Origin of the sequence: Bdellovibrio svalbardensis, assembly GCF_029531655.1 — a bacterium.
GTDB classification, from domain to species: domain Bacteria; phylum Bdellovibrionota; class Bdellovibrionia; order Bdellovibrionales; family Bdellovibrionaceae; genus Bdellovibrio; species Bdellovibrio svalbardensis.
In genome coordinates, this window is sequence record NZ_JANRMI010000003.1 from 323,590 (window position 1) to 341,331 (window position 17,742).

18 protein-coding genes are annotated in these 17,742 nt (G+C 45.7%); 6 read left to right on the forward strand and 12 right to left on the reverse strand.

Going from position 1 to position 17,742, the window contains the following annotated elements; translation table 11 throughout:
• The first annotated feature begins 367 nt into the window (after window positions 1-367).
• The 3 genes from NWE73_RS11645 (at window position 368) to NWE73_RS11655 (ending at window position 4,897) form a co-directional block, all read left to right on the forward strand.
• A complete protein-coding gene (locus NWE73_RS11645; protein ID WP_277578500.1) occupies window positions 368-1,111 on the forward strand; it encodes an SDR family NAD(P)-dependent oxidoreductase in 744 nt (247 codons plus the stop codon).
• Window positions 1,112-1,324: 213 nt separating this feature from the next.
• Window positions 1,325-3,274, forward strand: coding sequence for a S9 family peptidase (locus tag NWE73_RS11650; protein ID WP_277578501.1), 1,950 nt, complete (start codon window positions 1,325-1,327; stop codon window positions 3,272-3,274).
• Between the two features lie 51 nt (window positions 3,275-3,325).
• Window positions 3,326-4,897, forward strand: coding sequence for a hypothetical protein (locus NWE73_RS11655; protein ID WP_277578502.1), 1,572 nt, complete (start codon window positions 3,326-3,328; stop codon window positions 4,895-4,897).
• A gap of 60 nt (window positions 4,898-4,957) precedes the next feature.
• Here NWE73_RS11655 and NWE73_RS11660 read toward each other — a convergent pair whose 3' ends face one another.
• Together NWE73_RS11660 and NWE73_RS11665 are read right to left on the reverse strand one after the other, a co-directional pair.
• A complete protein-coding gene (locus tag NWE73_RS11660; protein ID WP_277578503.1) occupies window positions 4,958-5,212 on the reverse strand; it encodes a hypothetical protein in 255 nt (84 codons plus the stop codon).
• 102 nt (window positions 5,213-5,314) lie between these two features.
• A complete protein-coding gene (locus NWE73_RS11665; RefSeq protein ID WP_277578504.1) occupies window positions 5,315-5,503 on the reverse strand; it encodes a hypothetical protein in 189 nt (62 codons plus the stop codon).
• Window positions 5,504-5,703: 200 nt separating this feature from the next.
• Between NWE73_RS11665 and NWE73_RS11670 the strand changes: the two genes are divergently transcribed.
• Window positions 5,704-6,552 (forward strand): YihY/virulence factor BrkB family protein, encoded by an 849-nt coding sequence (locus tag NWE73_RS11670; protein ID WP_277578505.1) that lies wholly within the window; start codon window positions 5,704-5,706, stop codon window positions 6,550-6,552.
• A 130-nt stretch (window positions 6,553-6,682) separates the two neighbouring features.
• Window positions 6,683-7,018: a hypothetical protein gene (locus NWE73_RS11675; RefSeq protein ID WP_277578506.1), complete on the forward strand. Its 336-nt coding sequence runs from the start codon at window positions 6,683-6,685 to the stop codon at window positions 7,016-7,018.
• Between the two features lie 23 nt (window positions 7,019-7,041).
• On the opposite strand, the gene NWE73_RS11680 is transcribed toward NWE73_RS11675, so the two are convergent.
• The 3 genes from NWE73_RS11680 to NWE73_RS11690 form a co-directional block, all read right to left on the reverse strand.
• Window positions 7,042-8,001 (reverse strand): HupE/UreJ family protein, encoded by a 960-nt coding sequence (locus NWE73_RS11680; RefSeq protein WP_277578507.1) that lies wholly within the window; start codon window positions 7,999-8,001, stop codon window positions 7,042-7,044.
• A gap of 16 nt (window positions 8,002-8,017) precedes the next feature.
• The gene (locus tag NWE73_RS11685) at window positions 8,018-8,896 is read right to left on the reverse strand and encodes a peptidylprolyl isomerase (protein WP_277578508.1); all 879 of its coding nucleotides are present in this window, start codon (window positions 8,894-8,896) and stop codon (window positions 8,018-8,020) included.
• 92 nt (window positions 8,897-8,988) lie between these two features.
• Complete coding sequence (locus tag NWE73_RS11690) at window positions 8,989-11,298, reverse strand: DUF3604 domain-containing protein (RefSeq protein WP_277578509.1); 2,310 nt, start codon at window positions 11,296-11,298, stop codon at window positions 8,989-8,991.
• Window positions 11,299-11,565: 267 nt separating this feature from the next.
• Between NWE73_RS11690 and NWE73_RS11695 the strand changes: the two genes are divergently transcribed.
• Window positions 11,566-11,892 (forward strand): hypothetical protein, encoded by a 327-nt coding sequence (locus NWE73_RS11695; protein ID WP_277578510.1) that lies wholly within the window; start codon window positions 11,566-11,568, stop codon window positions 11,890-11,892.
• Window positions 11,893-11,969: 77 nt separating this feature from the next.
• Here NWE73_RS11695 and NWE73_RS11700 read toward each other — a convergent pair whose 3' ends face one another.
• The 7 genes from NWE73_RS11700 to NWE73_RS11730 all read right to left on the reverse strand — a co-directional run bounded on the left by NWE73_RS11700 (window position 11,970) and on the right by NWE73_RS11730 (window position 17,572).
• Window positions 11,970-12,443 carry a hypothetical protein gene (locus NWE73_RS11700; protein ID WP_277578511.1) on the reverse strand — a complete coding sequence of 158 codons (474 nt, stop codon included), beginning with the start codon at window positions 12,441-12,443 and terminating at the stop codon, window positions 11,970-11,972.
• Window positions 12,440-13,189, reverse strand: a complete 750-nt coding sequence (locus NWE73_RS11705) for a ParA family protein (protein WP_277578512.1) — start codon at window positions 13,187-13,189, stop codon at window positions 12,440-12,442. Before NWE73_RS11705 ends, NWE73_RS11700 begins: the two co-directional genes overlap by 4 nt.
• A 123-nt stretch (window positions 13,190-13,312) precedes the next feature.
• Entirely contained in the window at window positions 13,313-13,825 is a 513-nt protein-coding gene (locus tag NWE73_RS11710; RefSeq protein WP_277578513.1) for a hypothetical protein, read from the reverse strand.
• Between the two features lie 126 nt (window positions 13,826-13,951).
• Window positions 13,952-15,190: a hypothetical protein gene (locus NWE73_RS11715; RefSeq protein WP_277578514.1), complete on the reverse strand. Its 1,239-nt coding sequence runs from the start codon at window positions 15,188-15,190 to the stop codon at window positions 13,952-13,954.
• A gap of 204 nt (window positions 15,191-15,394) precedes the next feature.
• The gene (gene recA, locus NWE73_RS11720; RefSeq protein WP_277578515.1) at window positions 15,395-16,522 is read right to left on the reverse strand and encodes a recombinase RecA; all 1,128 of its coding nucleotides are present in this window, start codon (window positions 16,520-16,522) and stop codon (window positions 15,395-15,397) included.
• Between the two features lie 81 nt (window positions 16,523-16,603).
• Window positions 16,604-17,092 (reverse strand): CinA family protein, encoded by a 489-nt coding sequence (locus NWE73_RS11725; RefSeq protein WP_277578516.1) that lies wholly within the window; start codon window positions 17,090-17,092, stop codon window positions 16,604-16,606.
• Complete coding sequence (locus tag NWE73_RS11730; protein ID WP_277578517.1) at window positions 17,093-17,572, reverse strand: phosphatidylglycerophosphatase A family protein; 480 nt, start codon at window positions 17,570-17,572, stop codon at window positions 17,093-17,095.
• Between the last annotated feature and the right edge of the window lie 170 nt (window positions 17,573-17,742).

Below are 17,742 nucleotides of genomic sequence, written 5' to 3' on the forward strand. Positions count from 1 at the left end.
TTCGGACTAAAATGAGCCGACTTAATTAAAAACAAGACTTCAAGATAAACTTTCTATATGAGCTAAACTTTAAAGATACCCTGATGTTCCATAAGCTCATATTCATTATTCATAACGCAAAAATATTTTCAAATTAATCAACCCACACAAGCTCAGAAGCCATCCGTTTTAACAGCATACGATTCACCCAAAACGTCCCGTTCGTTGGAGAACAAAAAACTCCGACATTATTACAAGAAGTCCCGCGGGAGTTTCACCTTACTTATCTGTATAAATGCAGCTGCCCCCCTTGTATTCGCGCAAGCCCTCAAAACGACCTTCGACTTAGACTCCGATTGTTTGTGAAAATGAAAATGGAGGAAAATCTATGAATCGCTTCCAAAACAAAACCGCCTTCATCACCGGGGGCAACTCTGGCATCGGTAAAGAATCCGCTCTCATCATTGCCAAAGAGGGAGCCAACATAATGATCGCCGACATTAAAGAGAATAAAGATGTCTTGAAGGAACTGGAATCATTGGGAGTGAAAGCTGCTTTCATTGCTTGTGATGTTTCGGACCCCATGGCGGTCAAAGAAGCGGTCACCGCCACCGTCAAAACTTTTGGTTCTTTGGATGTGGCGTTCAACAACGCGGGAGTCGGCGACGAGGGTTTTATCCACGAAAAAACTTTTGAACAGTGGAAAAAAGTGATCGATATCAACTTAAGCGGTGTCTTTTATTGTATGAAATACGAAATCGAACAAATGCTGCAACAAAAAAATGGAGGGAACATTATCAATGTCTCCTCTATCCTAGGTCAGGTTGGCACCCCTGGAGCTTCTGCTTATGTCGCCGCCAAGCACGGAGTCGTCGGACTTACCCAAACCGCTGCAGCGGAATATGGAGCTAAGAACATTCGTGTGAATGCCATCGGACCCGGATATATCGAAACTCCATTGCTGCATTCTATGAGTCGCGAACAAAAGTATGCTTTGGAACAAATGCACCCCATGAAGCGACTTGGTCGACCTGAAGAAGTTGCGAAAGCCTTTTTATGGTTAGCCTCAGATGACTCCAGCTTCATGACCGGTGACTACATCCCAGTAGATGGTGGATATCTCGCTCAATAATAATTTTTAACAATCAGGCTCGTTGATCTCTTATAATTAAGATCAACCAGCTCCGTGCAAACGTCGACTCGACGGGCGGCCTCGATGAATATGTGGACTGGTTCTAAAAATCCCCCCCCTTTTGCAAGACCTATGACCTAACCGCTGGTTGGCGATCCTCGAGGAATTTGTTACCGTAAAGTTCCTTCGAATTGCCACCATCTGCGAGGTCCCATGAACAAAGTTCTTCTGGCTATTTTAACCGCCAGCCTATTTACCGCTTGCTCCCAAAAATCCCTCAAACCTTCGGGTACTGACGCTTATTCGGGCTTAGGCAAAGAATCCGTTTCCGAAGCGGACCTGCAAAAATATTCTCCCACAAAGTTGCCGCCGCAGATCGAAACAAAAATCCGCGAGATGATGGACATCTCTACACCGGGCTTGGGTCTTCTTCATCCAAACAAGAAGCAACTCTTCTTCACGTGGAAGGTCACTGGAGTTCATCAAATTTGGACCGTCGAGCAAAAGCGCGGCTTCCCCATCCAGATTACTGGCGGCAAGGATTCAACTCGCCTTCATGACATCACTCCCGATGGCCGGTGGCTCGCAGTAAGCCAAGACAAGGATGGACAAGAAAATCCAGGCCTGTTCTTGCTCAGTCCCGACGGTTTAAAAAATATTACGGTCTTCTCAAAACCAAAGATGAGAGCCCGCTTAAGCTATATCTCTGATGATTCAAAAACTTTGGTCTATTCAGCCAATGACGAAAAACCTGACGTCAATACTTTCTATCGCTACAACATCACAACGGGTGAACGCGAAAAAATGTTTGCTGAGGAAGGCCAATGGTTTTTGGCGGACTACACTCGCGATGGTCGTTGGTTGATGGCCAAGTCTCTCTCCAATAGCGCCATTGAATATTCAGAGTTTGACCTCAAAACTCGCAAGATTCGCCCGGTCCTTGGCCAAGGAGAAATGGAAGACTTCAATGCTTCCTATGCGAGAAATGAAAAAGATCTTTTAGTAGTTACTTCTAAATTCACAGACTTCCGAAAACTTTATCTTCTTAAAGGTACAGTTTGGAAAGAGCTCTTCTCAGTTCCGGACTCTGATGTCAGCGATATTCAGATCGACCACAAAAGAGAAAAGATTTTGATCAGCACAATTGAACATGCCTACGTGAAACTGCATGGTCTTAGCGCGATCACCTACAAGCCCCTGCAAATTCCTAATTTTCCGAATGCGGAACATGTTTTTTTAGGCGGCACCACTCGTGATGGTGGGACCACCATGCTGGGTTTATCCTCAGCCCAGGCTCCGAACACAAATTACTCATTTGACTGGAAAACCAAGAAACTGACTCAGTGGGTGTATCCAAGCGCGCCTGGAATTAATTTAAAGAAATTCATTTCTGCAAAGTTGGAATATTATCCAGCCAAAGATGGCACGAAGATCCCCATGTTCGTCAGAAGACCTGCCGAATGCTTGAATAAACTTTGTCCCGTCATCGTGAACTTTCACGGCGGCCCAGAGGGTCAAAGCATTCCCGGATTCAGTTCTTGGGCACAAATTTTTATTGATGCGGGATTTATTCTGGTCGAACCCAATGTTCGTGGCAGCGATGGCTATGGAAAGAAATGGCTGCACTCTGACGACAAGGCCAAACGCTTAGACGTGATCGGAGACATCGAAGACTGCGCTACCTATATCAAAGCGAACTGGAAAGTAAATGGCCAAACTCCTAAAGTGGGCATTACAGGTGGCAGCTACGGCGGCTACGCAACTTTGCTTGCTATGACCAAGTATGCCGGCGCCTACGACGCGGGCGTCGCGGCTGTCGGTATGAGTAATCTGGTGACCTTCCTGCAAAACACCGCACCTTATCGCCGAGCTCTGCGCATGGCTGAATACGGTGATTTAGAAAAGGATCATGACGCATTGGTGGCGTTGTCTCCTGTAACTTATATCAACCAACTGAAGTCGCCTTTGATGATCATTCAAGGGGCTAATGATCCGCGCGTACCGGTTGGTGAAGCTTTGCAAATCCAAAAACTTTTAGAGAGTAAAAAAATCCCGTCTTCTTTGGTCGTATTCGGTGATGAAGGCCACGGAGCGGAAAAGAAAGACAATCAGGTTTTGCAAATCGGCCACACCCTGGAATTCTTCGAAAAGTATCTAAAATAGCCTGATTGAGTAACCCTGAAAATTTCCGATAAGGAGTTTTCAGGAGTTACCATGCTGAAGTTCTTAAGTATTCTCGTCGCAGCTTTCGCCTTTTCACTGCCTCTCTATTTTGGATACCAGTCAGAGGCTGGATTAAAGTCCAGATCCCCGGCGCAAGCTCCGTTTCACTCTGCGACAGAGCAAGAGATGGAAAATCCACGATGTATCAATCAAGATCATGTTCGCCGCAACGATCTTAAATCCTTTATCAAAAAGTATTCAGACATTTCCAACTTGGAACTGCCGGCAATCTATGAAGTGAGTGGCATTCGTTTCGAAAACGAACACCCCGAGTTGGTCTATAGATTCATGCAACTGGTGACTCCCCAAGCTGGCCACTACTATGCAAACAAGGATCTAAAGCCTGATACCATTCGCAAAGCTTTTGGTGCGCCCAATGGTTGCACCAAAGTGCTGTGCGCAGTGCAAAGAATCTTCGGCCAAGAAGAAGGCCCCCTCATGTTGTTGCTGCTCACAGAGTATGATCTGAATCTGTCCCATTATGTCTGGTCGAATGCGGATCGCTGGAAGGCTTCAGAAATTCGCGACATCTTGAAATCCATCGAAGCGGTCCCTTCCCATTTGCTTCCTTTGGATCTCAATCAAAAGCTCTCTCATTTCAAAAGAGGCTATGGCTATTCCGGCGGTGGCGACACGATCGCTAACGCCAGCATTGAACTTTTCGATGTCTGGAATGAGATGACTCCACCAATTCGTCAATACTCTGTTTATCACGAGTTCTCGCACAACTGGTCTTATCTTCACGCCAATGACATTGATGTTTCGCCAGAGTGGCTCAAAGTTTCCGGCTGGGAACCACAAGCCAAAAAATCAACTCGCGAGAACTGGCGCATGCATCCGGGAACTCAGCAGGTTTCGATCTATGCGAAAACAAATCCTTTTGAAGACTTCGCAGAAAGTGTTTCAGCCTATCGCTACGCCCCGGAACGCCTCAAGAAAGTCAGTGCTGCGAAATACAAATTCGTGAAAGACATCGTCTATGGTGGCCTCGAGTTTACAGGTGCCTGCCCTAAATCCGGTGAGGTGAGCGCAGTGTATGAAAAAGACTTTGCCGCTTTTGACTCCACTGCAGATTCAAAGTTCGTACAGACAATTTCAACCGAGTGCTTCAAAAAGAATTTGGGTCTATTGAAGAATCCATCTTTGAAATCAGGCTATCTTTCGTGTTTGAGCTTACGCTCAGCCACTGAAGTTCTAAACAATAAAGGCCAAACCAATGCTGGCGAGACAAAACCCTTGGGCCTCTTTGATGCTCTCGGTGGCGCACGCATAAGATTTCAGTCTGTCGAACGTCGTGGAGTCTTGAACCTACAAGATTCAGTGGTCGATGTTTTAAAACCACATTTGAAAGCAATGCAACAGGCCGTCGATCTTTCTAGTTGTAAAAATGCCTTTGAGCCTTTGCGGACTGAAGAGCAGGCCGTTGCATTAGGTGCTAAGAACTATGAAATCTATTTTGGCATCCAAGAGCTAACTACCAGAGTGTGCCAAGACTTTGTTGCCTCAGGAGATCGCAGGGTTTCTGCGGAGACAGTGAAAAATAAGCTGAAACGCTATTTCTAAAGGCTCAAAAACAAAAAACCCGCCTCAAGGAGCGGGTTTTTTTAATATCAACAGTGAAATCTACTTCATCCCAAGAGAAGTTTTGCAACCCGTCGACAAGCTTGCTTTATTTGTATTGAAGCACGCCTTTAAAGCTTCCATCTCATTGTACTTTTCGCAGTACTTAACTTTATCTTCTTTACAAGCGGCCGCCACAACTTGAGCTTTCGCCTTCGCCTGTTCTGCCAATTTGCTACCTTGATTTTGCAAATCGCCCATATCCAAAGCAAATGCAGACTGCCCTACTATCATCATCAATACCAAAACTGATCTCATTAATTTTTCCCTTCAGAAAGACAAACCCTACCAAAACGCTAATGAGTGTAATGAGATCTATTAAATCCGCAATGAGAAAGGTGCGCCAGTATCAAAATTAGTTCAGTACTTACCCTTGTGCTGCTTGTCATATCCACGAGTATCTCGTCCTCCAAACCCAAGATCTTCGCGTTTAAAATTTTCGTTATCTTTATCTTCACTTTGTCTCAGACCTTGGCGAAAAGATTGATAGCTTGGCTGTTTATGTTTGGCTTCAGTATCTCTGATATGTTGAGTGCTTTTGTTTTTCATAAAGAACTCTTTTCTACTCCGAGCAATCCGGAGTCCTATCACTGCTCAGTCCATATGATAGCACGTGCAAATCCTTTGCGATTGAATCTCAAGACCTTGGTGGATAGAAATTGTGCATCAGCACGAGGACTCATTTTGTAAATGGCCAAAATAATCAACTTGAGAAATGGTTCTTTTTAACTGCGTGTTAATCTGACTTCATGGATATCAAGAGTTCTTTCAAAAAAATCTCTAACAAGGGTTTTCAAAAAAAATTGGTGCAAGACGATATCATGGAAATGTCGGCGTCCTTATCTTTCTATAGCGCACTTTCCCTGGCTCCTCTTTTGGTACTCCTCTTAACAATTGTCGCTTTTATCAACGACAGTTTACGTGATTCACTTCTAAGCCAGGCACAATCGTGGTTTGGAGACGAAGCTGGTCAATTGATTCGGGAAATCGCCGTCAACGCCAGTCAAAATTCCCATGCACGTGACAGAGCGGGTATCTTTGGATTTTTGACTTTGTTATTTTCAGCGGGCTTGATCTTTGGTCACCTTCGCACTTCGCTCAATAAAATATTTCAAATAAAGAACGCCGACAACGAAACAGAGCAAAAATCGGTCGCTCGGCATACTTTTGGATTCTTAAAGTCAAAGGTCTTCAATATGGCTATGGTTCTGACTTTTGTGCTGATCTCAATTGTCTCCGTGGCAATTTCATCATTTCTATCCCTTTACCTAACGGGCACTGAGGCCATAGTCGGGCATATTGCGAACTTTTTAATTTCATTGTTAATATTTGGAGCCATATTTTCGGTTCTTTATTTCTTCCTGCCACAGACTCATGTGAGCAAGAAGGTCGCTGTGACTTCCGGCCTTTTGACTGCAACATTGTTTTCCATTGGAAAAAGCCTTATTGGAATGTACCTGGGAAGAAGTGCCGCTTCTTCCGCTTATGGCGCTGCGGGATCTCTGATTGTGTTGTTGTTGTGGGTCTACTACTCATCGGCAATTATCTTCTTAAGCGCAGAAATAGCCTATGAAATCAACAAGGACGAGATACAATAGGCTCCCCACTTAATAAGCACTGTCTAATTCCTGATCAATCCTGAAAATTCTGGATAGTCTCATTCGTAACTATCTGATTTTCTATTTATGCATTAAACATCGTAAATATTATTTAATTTAGGAGTTTTAAATGAAACATTTGGTGATTTGCTCACTCATCCTCTTTTCAAGTTTCGCGCAGGCTTCAAATGTTGAATGCACTCTTTCAATCAGCTCGCAGCCAATAGAGTTGTTTGAACGAAAAGTGGGGGATGTGACCATTCTCACAGCCCAAGAAATCGGATATACATTTACTGCTTCTTATTCCTACGAGAAGGACTTGGTGCAAATGACCATTGAAGATCAAGCAGGTCATGCAGTAACCAGCAGTCAAAAAATCAGTTCCCTGACCAGCCGTGGGATCAAGCAAAATGCAGTTTCAAAATATCGCGATGTTGCTGTATTCAGCTGCATCCTTGCTCCTTAAAGACTCAAAATATTTTTGGCGCCTTACAGTTTCGTGAGGCGATCCAAAATTAAATATGAAGACAACGAGCCAATAGCATAGACTGAGATTTCATAAGACATTTTTGACCATTTTAGACTCAACTGTCTTAAAACAAGCAAACCACAGAGTACCGCCGCAACGAATACCAACTGCCCCAACTCAATCCCCACATTAAAAGTCATCAGAGCCAGCGGAATTTCATGAGATGGCAAACCCACCTCCGCCAAGGCCCCCGCAAAGCCCAGACCGTGAAGAAGTCCAAAAATCGCAGCAATAAGCGGAGGATTTCGAGCCGCCAATGACGACGGCGGACCTGTCTCGACCCGAACAAGCTCCACCGCCACGACTAGAATACTTAAAGCAATCAGAACCTCTACGGGTGCCTGAGGTGTGTGAACAAATCCCAAGGCCGCCAACGACAGCGTAATACTGTGCCCCATCGTGAAGGCTGTGATGGTCCAAAGAAGAGTGCGTCGACTGCGCACCAAAAGCACAAGTCCCAGCACAAACAAAAGATGATCCCAACCCATAAGAATATGCTCTACACCCAAGGCAATATATTCACGAGCAACCTGCCCCGGGCCTTGCTCTATCGGCACTCGAAATGAATTTTGATCTTCACGCAAAACCGCACGCGCTGATGTGCCATTTAAAAATTCGATTCTTAGAAGTACATCTGTTTTCCAAGTTCGAAGCCCCGTCACTTGAATCACGCCGTCCTTCAAACCATTCACTCCACAATCCAACTGAAAGCGCTGAACCAAAGCGGCACTGGAAAACTCCGGCGTCTGCTCAGAATTAACCCGACACGGCTCCGGAAAACGAGGCCTCAATGGCTCCTCGGCGGTTCGGGAGGCAGGGGTTTTCCAAAGTACAATATACTTGTTGCTCGCCGCTTCCTTCATATCAAGGAGAGCTGGATCCAAGGGATGAGCCCCCACTACACCTGAGATAAGCATCATTATAACAAACAGAAACTTACAGACTCGCATTGTCCGTCCTCTTAAAATTCCAACCGACTTCAGTTAAATAGAGTTTTCGAAGTCGATCCATATTTTCCTCAGTTCGCATCACCGCTCGAACTTTGATTAAACTGCGCAAAGCTGCCGGCTTTATATCCTCAAAGGAGGGAGATCGCTTTGAGCTCACCTCCTCCACTCGAACTAAGTGAAGGCCAAAGGGGGACTCTAAGGGACCGATCCACTGACCAGGATTTCCGGCAAACACCAGTTTGGAAAACTGCTGACCGAAACGTCTTTGCAACAACGATTCACTGACTTCCGTCAGACGCAATCCCAAGGGAAAAGGATCAGAAAGAGTTTCAATCAATGCTAGTGAATCTGGCGAAGTTTGAAGCTTCCTTAAAAGACTCAAAGCCTTCTTATTTGACTGCGAAGCGATAAAGACTTGTGAGAACGTAACTCTAGAAGCGGCTTCATAGGGCTGAGGATTTTGCTCAATAAACTTTTTGATGTCATCATCGCTGGGTGCGGGATCGCCATCAGACTGTGCCAGCAAAATCTGCATTTTATGAACAAGATGTCTGCGAATGATGGTATCTTCATCGAGCCTTAAATCATAGGCCTTCTGTAAAAGCTCCTCCTCTGAGGCGTACTTGGCTCCCTCACCCAGTGCGCGCATCTTACTTATAAGACGAAGCCGCACACTCTCATCACCCTTATCCAGCAGCAATCGTCGCGCTTCGCGCACCAGGATTTCTTCATCGACCTTGTCTTGAACAAGAGCCTTCAGTTGTATTTCCGAGGGCTGTTGTCCCGCTTGTTTTGCATAATCCAAGCGTATTGATTCCACCTGATCAGATGAAATGCGGATCACATCTCGATCTGACTTTTTCAAAAACTGAACGACCGAGCGGTCCACCGCAAAAATGGCCAGCCCTAAAAAAACAAAATGTACAAGTCGATTACGCGCTACCTTCCTTAATATTTTCATGGCGCGTACCAAATCGGTGAAGTCACCGCTCTTTGTTGAACAGTATTGGGAACGATGCCACTGCAACATTGACGATATTCAAAGTCGGTATAACGATTATTTTCTCTCTCTGGGATAGCTGGTTTCGAACAGTTTATACCACGAGCGTTGCAGTAATACTGGTTCCAACGACAGCTTTCATTTTCTAGGACCCGGGCATAATAGAAGGCGCGCTGTTCGGAATTAAATTCAGAATCCTCCCAAACAGAACAAAGAGTTTTGTAACCATCGTTCTGGCTCGGTCGACAAGTATTCAGATCGACCACGCCAGAGATCTTCGGATTGCCCGCAACATCAATTACTTTCTCATGGGTCTGCCCTTCACTATCAACCCAGCCCTTGATGATTTGAATGCGCTGAAGAGGCGTTCCAGGATTATTCGCCCACCCTGGATCCTTCGAAGCCAACACGGCAAACAATGGGCCTTTTTTCTTTGTTAGATTGGCTTTGCAATCCTCCCCACTTCGTGGAGCCCCTGTAAGACAGCCTCCCATCGGAACAGCCGTTTGATAACCTTGAGCCGCAAAGTCACCCATCTGACAGATTGTTTTTGGTAAATCAAATCCACCGAAGAAACGCACCAGAGGTCGCGTGCCACTGGTCGCATAGGTCTCACGACGTTTGAAGGCTTCAAAAATGGAATCGCGTGAATTCTCTTCAGCCCATGCGACAGTCATCCCACCGGGATTGGTTTCCAAACCTAGAAAGTTCGTCTCTGACAGGGCCTCACCTGACACGATAAAACTTTGATCTCCGTGCGCCCCCACTTTCGCATACATATAGGATTCACTCGCCCCGGGAGTTCCGTTGTGATTGTCGAGAGCTCCGACAACCCCGAGCTTAAATGGATTGACCCCGTTTTTCTGTTCATAGGCAATTCCATCTTTCAGGACATTGCGCACATAACTGCTTGGCTGAATATTGATAGCGTTCGGCTCAGAAATGTACTGACTTGCCAAGCGGCCATAGCTCATATTTTCAAAATCGCAAAGTTCGTCAAAGGTGTTCCAGGCTCCCGGCATGCGCGCAGAGTATCGACACTCGCTTTGCCCTTTGATTTGGAAGAGTTCCACCAAAGGTTCCATTTCACTGCGCAGTCTTGCCTCTTCTAAATTTTCCGGCATGCCAAACATCGCACCACCACTTAAATTCGGATTGTGGGGAATTGAAAGCACATCGCAGCCCGGAATCGCAGCGCACTCCAACTTCAACCGACGCAGCATAATCTCCGGAGATCCCAAAGGACCTGGAGTGTTACATGCAGATCCGTTCCCGCATTTTACCGGAGCTTCAATATTGCTGATAGGACGCTCGAGGACATTGCTATTACGGAAGATAATATTGCGATGCAAATTGTCCCCTCCGCCTGCGGAAAGACACATCTGATTGTCAGAGCAATCAATAGAGGCTCGCGCAACTCCTACACCATCCCAACAAGCCTTGCCGTCATTTTGACATGTGCCTGCAGCAGGCATGGCCGTGTATTCATAACCGATGAAGCTGGTGAATTTGCATTCGTCTGTTTGATCATAGGCATCTTGCGCGTCGTTGATGATTTGCTGCCAGACATTTTTGGCTTGGAATAGACAGTTCTCTCCGGCAATTCCGCAGAAGGGAAGACGTGTTGGATTTTGCGCAACAAAGTAAGCTCCCGCAAAGATCGTCGCCCCAAGACCTCCTCTTAACTTCGCCACTTCTTCCCTGACAAGAACACAGCTGGGACTTTGGTATCCTTTCGGAACACAACGACCTTGATAGCACTGCTGCCCTTGTGCGGTGCAGGCGCTGGAATCACTGCAGGGAACTTTTTCTTCCCACAAGCAGATGTTGGTCTCCCCTAGTTGCTCGGAGTGATCCGTGATCGCCGCAAAATCCAAACCGCGACCATCAGGAAGTTGAATCGTGCGAGTTGCCATAAACTGACAACGCTCCCCTGGTAAACAGTAAGGATGCGAAGAGACCGGCCCCACGGGAGTGTTCGTAGGAGGCACCTCACCGATCAAGGTGTTTATAAAGGGTGGCAGGCCAACCTTCTCCCCTTTTGCAAAACGATAGGCATCTGCCGGCGTGTTACGGGTATCCAAGGTCGCAGCATCCACCGAGTACTGCGTATGAAGATGAAGTTCGCCAAAGAAGGGCTGACGGACGCGCGAGTAGTTGCTGCAGCGAGGACGTTTCTCGGTAATTTTAAAGGGGACTTCTGAAGCTCCCAAGGATGTCGTTGAGACGCCTAAAACCAGCAATCCAATGCACGCAAATAAACGCATGGCCATTCCTCCTGAAATTGAATCTCAAAGGAAAGGATGGCGGCGGCATTCTTTGATAGACAGATAAACTTTTAGCCTCTGTCGAAAACCACATTCGCAATATTTGATCTCTGTCGAGTTTAGGGTCCGAGCAGGATTCTGTTTTTGAATAACATGACCGAAAACAAGGTAACTTTTTACAAGGGAGAACAAAACTGTGGGCTTTTAGGGTGGTCTTTTCTATATTTCAACAAAGCAAATCCCAACAAAAACCCTAGGAGTCCTTCAATGAAAAAGACCTTCGCTTTCTTGTTCATTCTTGCCGCTGCCTCCCTTTCTCAAATCAATTCAGCTTTTGCCATTTGTGAAGCCCAAATTGACAGCATTGTTGCTGATTCTGGCAACCGCAGCGACTACCCGGCTTCTCCAGTTCTTAATGGAACTTTGTTCGCTGGTCAGGTTTACAAAGGCGCTCAGGGGCAGGTTGGTCCATTCTCTGAAGACACTTATCTTTATATTAACTCAGGCTCTCACCACAGTGGCTGGTTCCAGGAAGCATTTGCTTTGGATATGGACTGTCGATTGAAAAAGTACGTTTTGCTTTACGCTGAATAATCCAGAAAAAAGACATCAGCTCTCTTAGAAAGTAAAAAGCTTTGTAAGAGAGCTGAAAAAGCATTGAGCACGAAACCCTAAAACATATCCTCGAACAAAGACTTTATCTGATTCAAGATGTGCGGTTCACAAAGTGATTTTCCCGCAGTCTTTTTAATCTCAGGAGGAGCCCCCGTGCGACGCGGTGGGCGCTTGTCTTTCTTCACTTTCTCGACCGGATTTGCACAAGGCTCCCATTTTTCGGAAATCACATGGCCCGCCAAGGTCTCTTTAGAGGCCGAGGTCATGCGCTCCACACCCTCTGAAACCACAGAAAAACGATATTGAATCTGATGTTGATATTTCAACCAGACCTCAGCGCTATAGCGAATAGACCTCTTCGTTTCAATCTTCTGCATGATGAATCTTTGGACAACGCCATAATGATCGCTGACTTCGAAGAAAACGGAGTCACCATCGATCAGGGTTAAGCCCAATAGCTCCACGTTGGTGACGACTTTGTCGCCAACGGGTTTAGTTGAATCTAGGAATAGCGGATTGATATGGCTCAAGCCCACATTTCCATTGCAAGATTTGCCAAGGCCAATCCCGCCGGATTTTTCGGCGAATACTCTAGCATCGGCAAATGTCTGTGATGGGCTTCTTCAACCACAACGGATTCAGGAATATAATTGTTGAATACCGGAATCGTGTATTTCGTTTTCAGATCGTTAATAACCTGCTCGATAATACGGCGGTTGCGGTATTTGGAAATAATAATTCCGCGAACTTCCACTTTGTGACCAAGGCCCACGTGGATGTGTTTCAAAGTCTCAAGGATAAGATCGATACCTTTCAGCGAGAAATATTCCGGGCAGATTGGAATTACGATATCTTTGGAAGCGATCAAGGCATTTACTGTCAACAGACCCAACGATGGCGAGCAGTCGATCACAACGATATCATATTGATCTTTAACTTCTGCCAGACAACGCTTCAAAATGCTTTCGCGTCCGAATTTGGAAGCCAGAATAATTTCGATACCGCTCAACATAATTTCAGAGGGAATCACGTCAATGCCAAAAGTTTCAGAGCTAACAATCGCCTGAGAGGCTTCAATTTCCGAAGTTAAAACATCGTAAATCGTATCCTCAAATTCCATATCACCGAAAATCGCGCGAGTAGCCGAAGACTGCGGATCCAGATCGATAAGAAGAATCTTCTTACCTTCTTTCGCCCACTGAGCTGCTACGTTAATTGCCGTCGTCGTCTTAGCAACTCCGCCCTTTTGATTGATGAAAGAAACTACATTTCCCATGGTGCTTACCTCAAGTTGAGTCATTGAATACCCAATACCTTAGTCTAGCTCTTTGCAGAGGTGAAGCGTCTTTTTTAATCCAACCAAACCAACCCAAACTAAGGTCTAGGTCGATCAGCAACCTTATGTTTCAGAAGTTGGCTTTTTGTTCTGGTTCAGCACTCCCAGCAAAAATTTGTTCTCACGCTTCTTATCACCTTTCGTGATCTTGCCGGCTTTCTTTTTTGCTTTTGCAGTGGTGGATTTTTTTGCAAGCGGCTCTTTGATTTTCATCGGAATTCCCAACAGCGGATTCCTTTTGGAAATTTCACGCATCATGAGGCGGACTTCCTGTTCAAAATTTTCGGACTCTGCAGGAATATAAAGCCAATCTTTATTAGCTGGATGATTTTCCAAAAAAGAGTACTTCAGAAAAAATGCACTTTGCTTTTTGTACTCGATGGGGAAAATGCAGCCGTTCCACAACTTAAAGGGATAGGTCACACCTTTATGCTCATAGGTGCTTTCAGGCTTCTCCACCAAGATCAGCACAAGATTCATATCCAGATAATAGGCAATCCCGCCATGCTTTGGTAACGATTGAATATCGTGAGGAAGCAATTCTTCGATCCAATAAAGATTATTCAACTCGGTCATATTATTTTGCATAGGGTGTGATGAATTTAGCACTAAATGCTGAGGTTTTAGAAATTACTTTTACGTTCTCGCTGACCCCAGTTAAGTGACATACGAGCTGCCTGCGACAGAGTCCTGGAAGACACATTAGTATCTTTGAATAAACTGAACCGATGTTTTTGATTTCGGTGCTGCAAACTTCAAATAGGTCACAAAATCGGCGGTCTTCTGATTTGAAAAGGAAATCCAATTCGGCAAAAATCGCACGAAACGGTAGGTCTTCATGTTTTCAAAACTTTGTTTTTCCGATTCGTCAGCGCTTCGGCTCATATCGGAAGATAATGATTTTCCATAATCCCACATCGACTTGCCGACAAAAAAGCCCGCAGCCCATACCAATCCCAAGGCATCACCGATCCCAGAAGCCCCAGAAGAGGCCAGCAAATAGGTTCCTCCTCCGGCGATCGCTGTTCCCACGAATAAGCCTGCCGTCATAATGGATCCGCCCGCGGTATAACCTATGGTTTTCTCTGCGCCCTTGTTCAGCTTTGTTCCGTAGTACTGCGCCATATAGTTAGATTTCATAACAACATCGCGAATGGTTGAGTTGCGCAATTGATGACGTTCATACCAAGGGGCTGAACTGAAATGGATGGGCAGCAATGGAGCCGCAGTGCTATTATCAAATTTAGGAAAGGCATTTCCTTCCGTCCACTGCAAATCAGGAGAAACTCCATAGAAGCCAATGCTCAAATCAGACGGAGGCCTTTGCACCTCCAAGAATGGCAAAATATTTTTATCATGACTTAGCTCGTAGGCCTTGCGCAGATCCACTTGCGCCTCTGGCCACTCACCCAATGCAGACCAAATTCCGGCAAGCCAAACTCTTAAAGCCGGATCATCGAAGTGAGGTTGATCTGGCTTAAAGAAAGTTTGCAAAAAGTATCCGGCCAAGCGCGCTTCCACTTTCGCCTCTTCCCATTGTTGGTTCTGCATGAAGTACATCGCACTGATGAGATGCAAACAGATGATCTCATGCTCGCCGGGAATATATCCCTCTTCGGTTTCACTAAAAAAGAAATACTGTGCCTCACGAGAAACACTAATGTACTTTCGATTCTCCAGGGACTTCACCTGATCCAGCAAGCCACTTTGATCTTTACTTCCGTCCCACAGAGAAATCCATGAGCGTTCGACAGTCGTGATGAAACCGCCCTTTTCCAATTTGGGAAAGTCCTTCAACGCCGCGGCAGGTTCACCCATGCGCATCGCCGCTACTGAATATTTATAATCGATATCGCGAATAACTTCTCGATTGGCACAAGCTGCAAGATAAGGAAAAAGACATAAAAGAATCGAAGCTTTTATTTTTGTAAGACTAATCATCTACAGACGAAGATAAAGAGGCCTCGGGCTAAAGTCATGACTCTGCGCTGTGGCCGGCGCTCAGAGTTATAGGGTTAAAATTGATGTCATCTTGAATATAAAAAAACCCGCTCTTGCGGAGCGGGTTTTAAAATAATTAACTTAAAAAAGTAAGTAGACTTTACTACTCCGACGAAGCCGGAGTGTAAATCAGATCAGACAAGCCTAGTGCTTAGCCTTTTTACCTTTTTTCGGAGCGTCTTCAGCTTCGATAGTAGGTTCAACGCCTTCATGGTCTTCGCCGTTGTTGCCTTCAGCATCGATCAGAAGTTTGCCGATACCGTTCGCAGCCAAGATCTTAGTGCGAAGTTGTTCCATGTATTCAGGGTGATCCTTCAAGAAAGTCTTAGCAGCATCACGACCTTGTCCCATGCGCTCTCCGTTGATAGAGAACCATGCACCTGATTTTTCAACCATGTTTGCAGTCACAGCCAAATCCAAGATATCACCTTCTGCAGAGATACCTTCACCGTACATCAAGTCGAATTCAACTTTAGTGAACGGAGGAGCCATTTTATTTTTCACAACTTTCACCGCAGTACGGTTACCAGTCACATCCTCACCATTTTTGATCGCGCCAACACGGCGAACATCCAAACGGATTGAAGAGTAGAATTTCAACGCGTTACCACCAGTAGTTGTCTCTGGGTTACCGAACATCACACCGATCTTCATACGAAGCTGATTGATGAAGATAACAAGAGTGTTTGAACGGTTGATAGCTGCAGTCAATTTACGAAGAGCTTGAGACATCAAGCGAGCTTGAAGACCTACGTGTGAATCTCCCATGTCGCCTTCGATCTCTGCGCGTGGAACCAGAGCCGCTACGGAGTCGACAACCAATACGTCGATTGCGCCAGAGCGAACTAGAGTTTCTACGATTTCAAGAGCTTGCTCACCAGTGTCTGGTTGAGAGATCAAAAGATCTTCAGTGTTTACACCCAATTTACGAGCGTAGTTGATATCCAATGCATGCTCAGCATCTACGAAAGCAACAACGCCGCCTTTTTTCTGAGCTTGTGCGATTGTTGAAAGAGCGATTGTCGTTTTACCAGAAGACTCTGGTCCGTAAACTTCTACGATACGACCTTTAGGAAGACCACCGATACCCAAAGCAATGTCCAAGCTCAATGCACCAGTGCTGATGGACTCAACATCTTTTACAAGAGTTTCGTTTGCGCCCAAACGCATGATTGAACCTTTACCGAATTGCTTTTCGATAGTCGAAACTGCCAATTCAAGTGCTTTTGCTTTTTCGTTATTTGCTTTGCTGTCTACAGTTGGATTCGCCATCTGTGATTCCCTCTCTTATAAATACGACACTCGTCGTATTGCTTTTTATTGTTAATGTTTTGCAGCCGGGGGCTACGTTTACTAATTTCCTTCGAGAACTTCACACAGCCACTGAACTGAATAGTCGACGGTTGCCTGCTGGATGGCTTTGCGGTCCCCAGAAAAGAGTTCTTTTCTAGAGTCTTCAAAGTTCGGCCCAACAAGAGCAATGCACACAGTACCTACCGGCTTCGTGGGTGTTCCACCACTCGGACCAGCAATACCTGTGATTGCCACAGACCAATCAGTTTTAAGCTGTCGACGCACTCCGTGCGCCATTTGACGAGCGACGACTTCGCTCACCGCACCCTCTTGCATGAGAGTGTCTCGACGGACCCCCAGAAGATCCACCTTCGCCTCGTTAGAGTAAGAAACCACAGAGCCTAGATAAATGTCGGAAACGCCTGCTTGCTCTGTTAGAAAACTAGAAAGTGCACCTCCAGTACAACTTTCCGCAAAACTCACAGTGAGTTTTTGGTCGCGAAGGGATCGAATTAATTCTTGGAGTTTCTCATCTCTCTTTTCAGCCATTTAACCGACCAAAATTTGAGAACCCAACCAATTGGTGTGGGTAAAGAGCAATTGCATGATCACACTAGCAACCATTCCGGCTGCGACGTCATCGACCATGACTCCAAGACCTCCTTGGATCTTCTTATCTAAATATCCTACGAACAAAGGCTTCGTAATGTCTAGTAATCTAAACAGCACAAATCCGATTAAAATAGCCTGCCATGTCAAAGGCAGCCAAACCATTGTAATCAGGAAGCCAACAACCTCATCGATCACGATTTCCTGCGAATCATGACTCCCCTTGTCTTGCTCATAGATCTCTGCGGCCAAGATTCCGACAGGGAGCAGCAAGAAAGTCACGATCATATAAGGAATCGGTCCTGCCCAATTCAAAAGGAAAACAAGCGGAATCGTTGCAACTGTCGCCACAGTTCCCGGCGCCTTGGGACTCAGTCCCACACCAAATAAAGTAGCCAATTTCTTGAGGAAGTTTCTCATGCCCAAGAGGTACGCCGTACCTTTTTGCCATGCAATGCAAAATGATAAGCGTCATTGCGCGCCGACCAAGGCAGCCTGCCAGTGCGAGTTAATCTTATGGAAACCATCAAAATTAGCGATTCGACTTCACGCCGGAAATCCCCCAATACTGGGCGAACTCGCGGAGGACC